Source organism: Pedobacter sp., from assembly GCF_035566355.1.
Lineage (GTDB): Bacteria > Bacteroidota > Bacteroidia > Sphingobacteriales > Sphingobacteriaceae > Pedobacter.
This window is the reverse complement of sequence record NZ_DATMRL010000628.1, coordinates 1-6,125: the sequence shown is the minus strand read 5'-3', so window position 1 is coordinate 6,125 and position 6,125 is coordinate 1. Positions and strand designations below refer to the sequence as shown.

The 6,125-nt window shown below is 40.0% G+C and carries 5 protein-coding genes; 2 read left to right on the top strand and 3 right to left on the bottom strand.

From position 1 onward, the window contains the following. The 3 genes from VNZ46_RS24590 to VNZ46_RS24580 form a co-directional block, all read right to left on the bottom strand. Positions 1 to 2,341: SusC/RagA family TonB-linked outer membrane protein (locus VNZ46_RS24590; protein ID WP_325563568.1), on the bottom strand; the 2,341-nt coding region annotated here is incomplete at its 3' end. Positions 2,342 to 2,504: 163 nt separating this feature from the next. Next, entirely contained in the window at positions 2,505 to 3,662 is a 1,158-nt protein-coding gene (locus VNZ46_RS24585) for a FecR family protein (RefSeq protein WP_325563567.1), read from the bottom strand. A gap of 76 nt (positions 3,663 to 3,738) precedes the next feature. Then, a complete protein-coding gene (locus VNZ46_RS24580) occupies positions 3,739 to 4,320 on the bottom strand; it encodes an RNA polymerase sigma factor (protein WP_325563565.1) in 582 nt (193 codons plus the stop codon). A gap of 132 nt (positions 4,321 to 4,452) precedes the next feature. Between VNZ46_RS24580 and VNZ46_RS24575 the strand changes: the two genes are divergently transcribed. Next, on the top strand, positions 4,453 to 4,749 hold the full coding sequence (locus VNZ46_RS24575) for a pyrimidine/purine nucleoside phosphorylase (RefSeq protein ID WP_325563563.1): 297 nt from the start codon (positions 4,453 to 4,455) through the stop codon (positions 4,747 to 4,749). A 115-nt stretch (positions 4,750 to 4,864) separates the two neighbouring features. Continuing rightward, positions 4,865 to 6,061 (top strand): MFS transporter, encoded by a 1,197-nt coding sequence (locus VNZ46_RS24570; RefSeq protein WP_325563561.1) that lies wholly within the window; start codon positions 4,865 to 4,867, stop codon positions 6,059 to 6,061. The last annotated feature ends 64 nt before the right edge of the window (positions 6,062 to 6,125 follow it).

The following is a 6,125-nucleotide window of genomic DNA, read 5'->3' as shown; positions in this document are numbered from 1 at the left end:
CATTAGAGAGATTTCCGTAAAACTTCTCGCCCGAAACAATCCATGAAGCTCCGATTGTAGGAAAGAAACCAAATCTATGATTTTCAGAAAAACGTTCCGACCCATTGTAACCAAAGTTAAACTCGAGGAAATAACGACTCTTGTAAGCATAAGTTGCACGTCCCGACAAGCCTAAATTCCGGTAAGGTAAAGAGGTAAATAGTGTAGAAGCATTGGCATTCAGTTGCTGTTGTTGTGTTCCAATTAAAGCAGCACTTACGTTATGATCTTCTCCAAAGTCTTTGGTATAGTCTATAACCCCCTGCAGGTATAGAAAAGTATTTAATGTACTGGCCCCGGCATAATAATTTAAATACTCCCTGGCCTGATCTGGTTTATTGTTGATCCAGTTTAAAGTATATTGATTTGTGGCCTTATCATAAGCTTGAACATTATAAAAATAAGGTGCATAGGCTAGCTGAGATTCAAATCTTGCATACCTGTTGGTACTAAAAATACCTTTGAAATTTAGTCCTTTAGTCAAAAAATCTAACTTTTGGTTCAGTTCCAGTTGTGCAAGCATTCTTGATTCAGAGAATCTTCTGTTTCCTCTTAACAAGGCCGCATAAGGATTAATGTTCTTCACGTCCCCATTCGTGGGTGGCGTAGTTCCGTCTGGCAGGATCGTTCCGTCGGTATTGTTACCAAATAAAATATGCTGTACACCCGCATTGGCAGCATCTGGCTCATAATAGGCTGGAAAATCAACAGGACTGGTATGCGTAGCAATATTATACAAATCAGTAGCAAACGATGGGTCATTGGTCATCGGCCCCACATATTCATTAAAATTACCAGACAAACGAACAATGAGTTCCGTACTTGGAGTAAGGTCGATATTGATGTTTGACCGCAACTGGTAATTTTTAAAGCTTACATTATTGTTGTTGTTATTTCTAATGTCGGTTCGTAATATTCCATTGTCGTTCGTATAAGAACCAGCTATATAATAGCGTGCCACTCCACCGCCGCCAGAAATATTCAGGTTGGCTCTTTCAGTGCTTGTTCTTTTCTTAAACAGCATATCCATCCAGTTTACTGCAGGGTAAACAAAAGCATTACTTCCTGGCAGACCTTTCATTGCGGCAATGGTATTGGCTATCTTATTTGGTGTATAAGGCAATATCGCTGAGGGATTCCTTGTCATTGTAGCCTCATTGAAAAGCTTCATATAAGTAATCGGATCGGCCAGCTCTAAACTTTTTACAGATTCAGATGAAGAACCTTCCAATCTAAAATTTATCTGTGCTTTTCCGTTTTTGCCTTCCTTCGTTTTCACCAGAATAACTCCGTTCCCACCCCTGGCACCATATAAGGCTGTAGCGCTCGCATCCTTAAGAATAGAAAAGCTCTCTATATCGTCCACTTGCAGACGGGCAAGATCAGAAGAGGTCATCTCCACATTATCAATCAGGATCAAAGGATCTTTCTTATAACCAAATGTAGTTACCCCACGGATAAAAAAATTAGCATTATCCTGGCCCGGCTGCCCACTTGGCTGAAAGGCAATAACACCAGCAATTTTGCCTGCCATGGCACCCGTCAAATTGCTGGAAGGGACTTTAAGATCACCTGGGCGGACTGTTGTTACTGAGCCAACGATTGCTTCCTTTCGTTGCTTTTGCCCAAGAGCAGTAATCACAACCTCATCTGCCTGAATATTGTTCTCTTGCAAACGAATATTAATAACCCTTGTTGTAGAAGAAACGGTAAAGCGCTGCTCTTTATATCCAACATAAGAAAATCTCAGCAAGGTACCCGGCTCCACATCCAAAACAAATTTTCCATTATTGTCTGTCTGCGTACCCAAATTAGGTTTGTTAACTGCAGCAATCACTACACCAGGAAGAGGTAAACCCAGGGTATCTGTTACCTTACCCGTGATCGTTATTTTATCTTGTTTTTCAACATTAACCCTTAGTTCCTCAGCAACCCGCTGGCTTTGCTTTTCTTTAATCAGGACAGTCTTATCCTCTATAACATACTCCAGCGACTGACCTGCAAGACATATCTTGAGCACTTCTTCAAGGCTCTTATTACTGACTTGGATATCAACTGGTTTCTTGGTACTCAATACTTTTCTCCCATACAAAAAGTCATAGCCGGTCTGATCATGAATATCCCGGAATATCTTTTCTAAAGGTGCTTTTTTTGCAGACAGTGTAATACGCTGGGCGAAGCCCGCGGCGCTTACCTGCATCAGCGATGCTATTAAAAATACAGTAATTAGCCGCATAATAAATAATAACTTATGGAAACGCCGCATGGCTAGCCCATGGTTCCCGGTAAAATTTTCATACATTTGGTTAATCTGGTTAGAAGTTAATAAGTGGTTTTATTTCGACTCGATCAGGTAATATATAGCCAGTTGTGTTTGCCGCACTGCTGGCTTTTTCTTTATTTATGCCTGTTAGAGCTGGTGAAAAGCCCCTAATGGGCTATTCTGATCTGTAGATATTAAGTAGTTATTTTGTAACGATAATTCTCCTCCCTTCAATTTTAAAATGAACTTTTCCTGTTAATTCTATCAACCTAAGCACAGCTGAGATGTTCTTTGAACGGGATATAAAACCGCCCAGATCCACATCCAAGGGGGCAGAATCGGTATACACAATATCGACATCATACCAGCGGGCTATCTTTCGCATTTCCGCGCGGAAATCATTACTTGCAAAAACAAATTCATCATTCTTCCAGGCCATCTCCGCGTTCAGATCAGCTTCTTTAACCTCTATAGCCCCACCTTGGAGAATAGACTGCTGGCCCGGTTTTAAAGTTTCAACTTTCTTTGACAATAGTGCAGCCACCTGAACACTTCCCTCAAGTAAAGTCGTTCTAACTTCGGGCTCGTCACTATAACTGCTCAGATTAAAGTGCGTACCCAATACCTCCACACGTTGGGTGACCGTTTTTACAATAAAAGGCAACCTATCCTTATGATCTTTTCCATTGCTTGAAATTTTGAAAACCTTAGCAACCTCAAAATAACCTTCTCCTGTTAACTCGACCTCCCGTTTCTCCTTAGAAAAACGTGACGGATACCGAAGTGAAGATGCCGCATTCAATAAAACAGTAGTGCCATCAGGCAAATTCACCTGGTATTTTCCTCCTTTAGGTGTTTGAATGGTATTCATTTCCAAACGATCAGAGGTGGAATTGCTGTTCTTTTCCGCAACCAATGAATAAATAAGTTTTCCATCAGAAGACTTTGTAATACGAACACCAGTTTCTGTCAGTACCGTTCCGGTTTTAATATTATTTAAGAGAACCTTCTTGCCGTTAGATAAGATCAGTACCGCATTGTTTGATCCTGGTTGAATGGTATTGGAATCGAGCGTTTGGATATCCCGGTGTGCCAGAAAAAAATATCCGCCGGCAAATATGGCAATAACAATAGCCGCCACCGCTGCAAGTCTTGGGAAAGAACGAACTTTAGCAGATCGGTCGTGTATGGGCAATTTTTCAAAAATATCCCTGGCCATGCGATCCATGTACGCTTCCGGTTGGTCAAATTCACGTTCCTTGAGATCCAGATACCATTTTTCCAATAGTGCAAGTTCTTCCTCCGTACAAGTCTTATCCCGATATTTTTCCAGCAATTTGCCAGCCTCTGCTTTATTCATATTTGGTTAGGTATACATCCCTCTATATATAACCAAACGGTTAAGCGGACCGCAACAGGTAGAAAAAAATGAAATTTTATTTAAAATACATCAGAAACAAGATTAAAAGCATTTCTCCAAATCTGCAACGGAGGGTTCTAAGCGCATTGCTGACTTGCTTTGCAACCGTCTGCTCCGAAATTTGTAATTGCTCAGAGATCTCTTTATGTGTAAAATGGCTTCTTCTGCTAAGTTCAAAAACTTCACGCATTTTCCGGGGCAAGGCTTGAATCTCCTTCTCAATAGAATGGAGAAGCTCCTTTTCTCTAACCCTGTGATCCGTTTCCACTGTTTCGACATCTATAAATTGTTGAAGCGAAGAAATATACCTTGATTTTACACTTTTATGTGCATGATGATCCAGAACCCGGTTTCGGACACCTGTAAAAAGATAAGCAACAAGACTTGAGTTCAGGACGAATACTTCTCTCCGGACCCAAAGATTGGTGAACAGTTCCTGGATCAGATCCCTGGTTTCCTCATCATCGTTTAGTTTTTTATAGGCATGTACAAATAATACATTAAAATAACGCTTATAAATCTCCGTATAAGCAATTTTATCACCATCTCTAAGCAGGGCGACAAGATCAACGTCATCTAAATGTTTATATTTGGTCATTCTATAGTATAGTATAGAACAGCAATTATACGATAAAATATTACAAATTAAAAGATTAACTATTAATCTTTTAATGACTATCAAATGAATATTTGTTTCTCATCTTATATATTTGGTAAAAAACAAAAAAAGATGAGTAATACAGACAATCTACTACCACACTACACCTATTTTGATGGAAAAGTACAAAGCCTGGGTCTGGAAACAGAACATGGAAAAGCGACCGTTGGTGTAATGAAAGCAGGTACCTATGAGTTTTCTACTTCTTCTCATGAAAAAATGGTGGTTATTACGGGTATATTAAAAGTCAAAACACCAAATGAGGACTGGATCGAATATAAAGCACAAGAAGAATTTGAAATCGCTGCCGGAAATAAGTTCGAAGTAAATTGTGATGCAGACACTTCCTATATTTGCTATTACGGCTAATTGCAAATTTTTAGTTCATACGTTTGTATTATTAAAATGATACAAACGTATAAATTAACTTATTTTAATAATATAAGAGTTTTACCAACCTTTGTTCTGATCATTAGAACTCAGAATGGATAAGCATAAAAAAAGATTGCCAGCAGCCCTATGGGCCTTAACTATAAGTGCTTTTGGCATTGGCACAACAGAATTTGTAATTGTTGGTTTACTACCTACAGTAGCAAATGACCTAAAAATCACCCTACCATCTGCAGGCCTTCTGGTTAGCCTTTACGCGATTGGAGTTGCTATTGGTGCTCCAATCCTTACAGCCCTAACCAGTGGAATTCCCCGTAAGAGGTTATTAATTGCCTTAATGGTGTTGTTTACGATCGGAAACGCACTGGCCTCTATAGCTCCCGGATTCTATACTTTGGTCCTCGCCAGGATAGTTACCGGCTTCGCCCATGGCGTTTTCTTTGCCGTTGGAGCTACAATAGCTGCTTCACTCGTACCTGTTGAAAAAAGGGCATCCGCAATTGCCATCATGTTTTCCGGGCTAACCATTGCTATAGTTACCGGTGTGCCCTTCGGAACATTTATCGGGCAGCACTTTGGCTGGAGAGCTACTTTTATTGGCGTTGCTATATTAGGGATTATAGGTTTGATCTCCAGCATAGTCCTAATACCAAAAAACCTTAAAAGCGAAAAGGCTATCTCTTTAAACAACCTTATCAAAGTAATCAGTAATAAACATTTATTGCTCGTGTATCTCATGACAATTCTTGGCTATGGAGGAACCTTTGTCGCCTTCACTTACCTTTCTCCAATATTGCAGGAACTTACCCATTTATCAGAATCTGTGGTAAACGTTATTCTACTACTTTATGGAATAGCCATTGCATTCGGTAATTTAATTGGAGGAAAAGTTTCCAATAAACGCCCTCATAAAGCATTATTATGGATGTTTGTTTTACAAACCTTGATCTTGCTTCTTTTTGCTTTTACTGTCCACTATACCTTAGTGGGGATAATCACCTTGTTTATCATGGGTGCCCTCTCTTTTTCCAATGTTCCCGGATTACAGTTACTTGTTGTGCAAACAGCAGAGAAACGCGTCCCTGGTGCAGAAGACATCGCTTCAGCTTTTAATATTGCAGCCTTTAATATAGGGATAGCTATCGGTGCCTATGCGGGTGGACTAATTGTTGCCTCTCCTCTTGGCCTTGGTGCAACACCAGTAGCTGGGGCTCTGTTTGTAGCAATGGCCATCGTTATAACTTTGATCAGTAAAAAGAGCACAGATAAAACACCAGAAAAGCAGGTCTAACCTGCTTTTCTATAATTATCCTGGTACATTTTTAAGCTCTTCTTTAAAATGCCCCTGGCCACAT

What these genes read in the sequence shown, in the direction of transcription:
- VNZ46_RS24585 (WP_325563567.1), bottom strand. Translation starts at nt 3,662, where the DNA reads ATGAATAAAGCAGAGGCTGGCAAATTGCTGGAAAAATATCGGGATAAG.
- VNZ46_RS24570 (WP_325563561.1), top strand. Translation starts at nt 4,865, where the DNA reads ATGGATAAGCATAAAAAAAGATTGCCAGCAGCCCTATGGGCCTTAACT.
- VNZ46_RS24575 (WP_325563563.1), top strand. Translation starts at nt 4,453, where the DNA reads ATGAGTAATACAGACAATCTACTACCACACTACACCTATTTTGATGGA.
- VNZ46_RS24580 (WP_325563565.1), bottom strand. Translation starts at nt 4,320, where the DNA reads ATGACCAAATATAAACATTTAGATGACGTTGATCTTGTCGCCCTGCTT.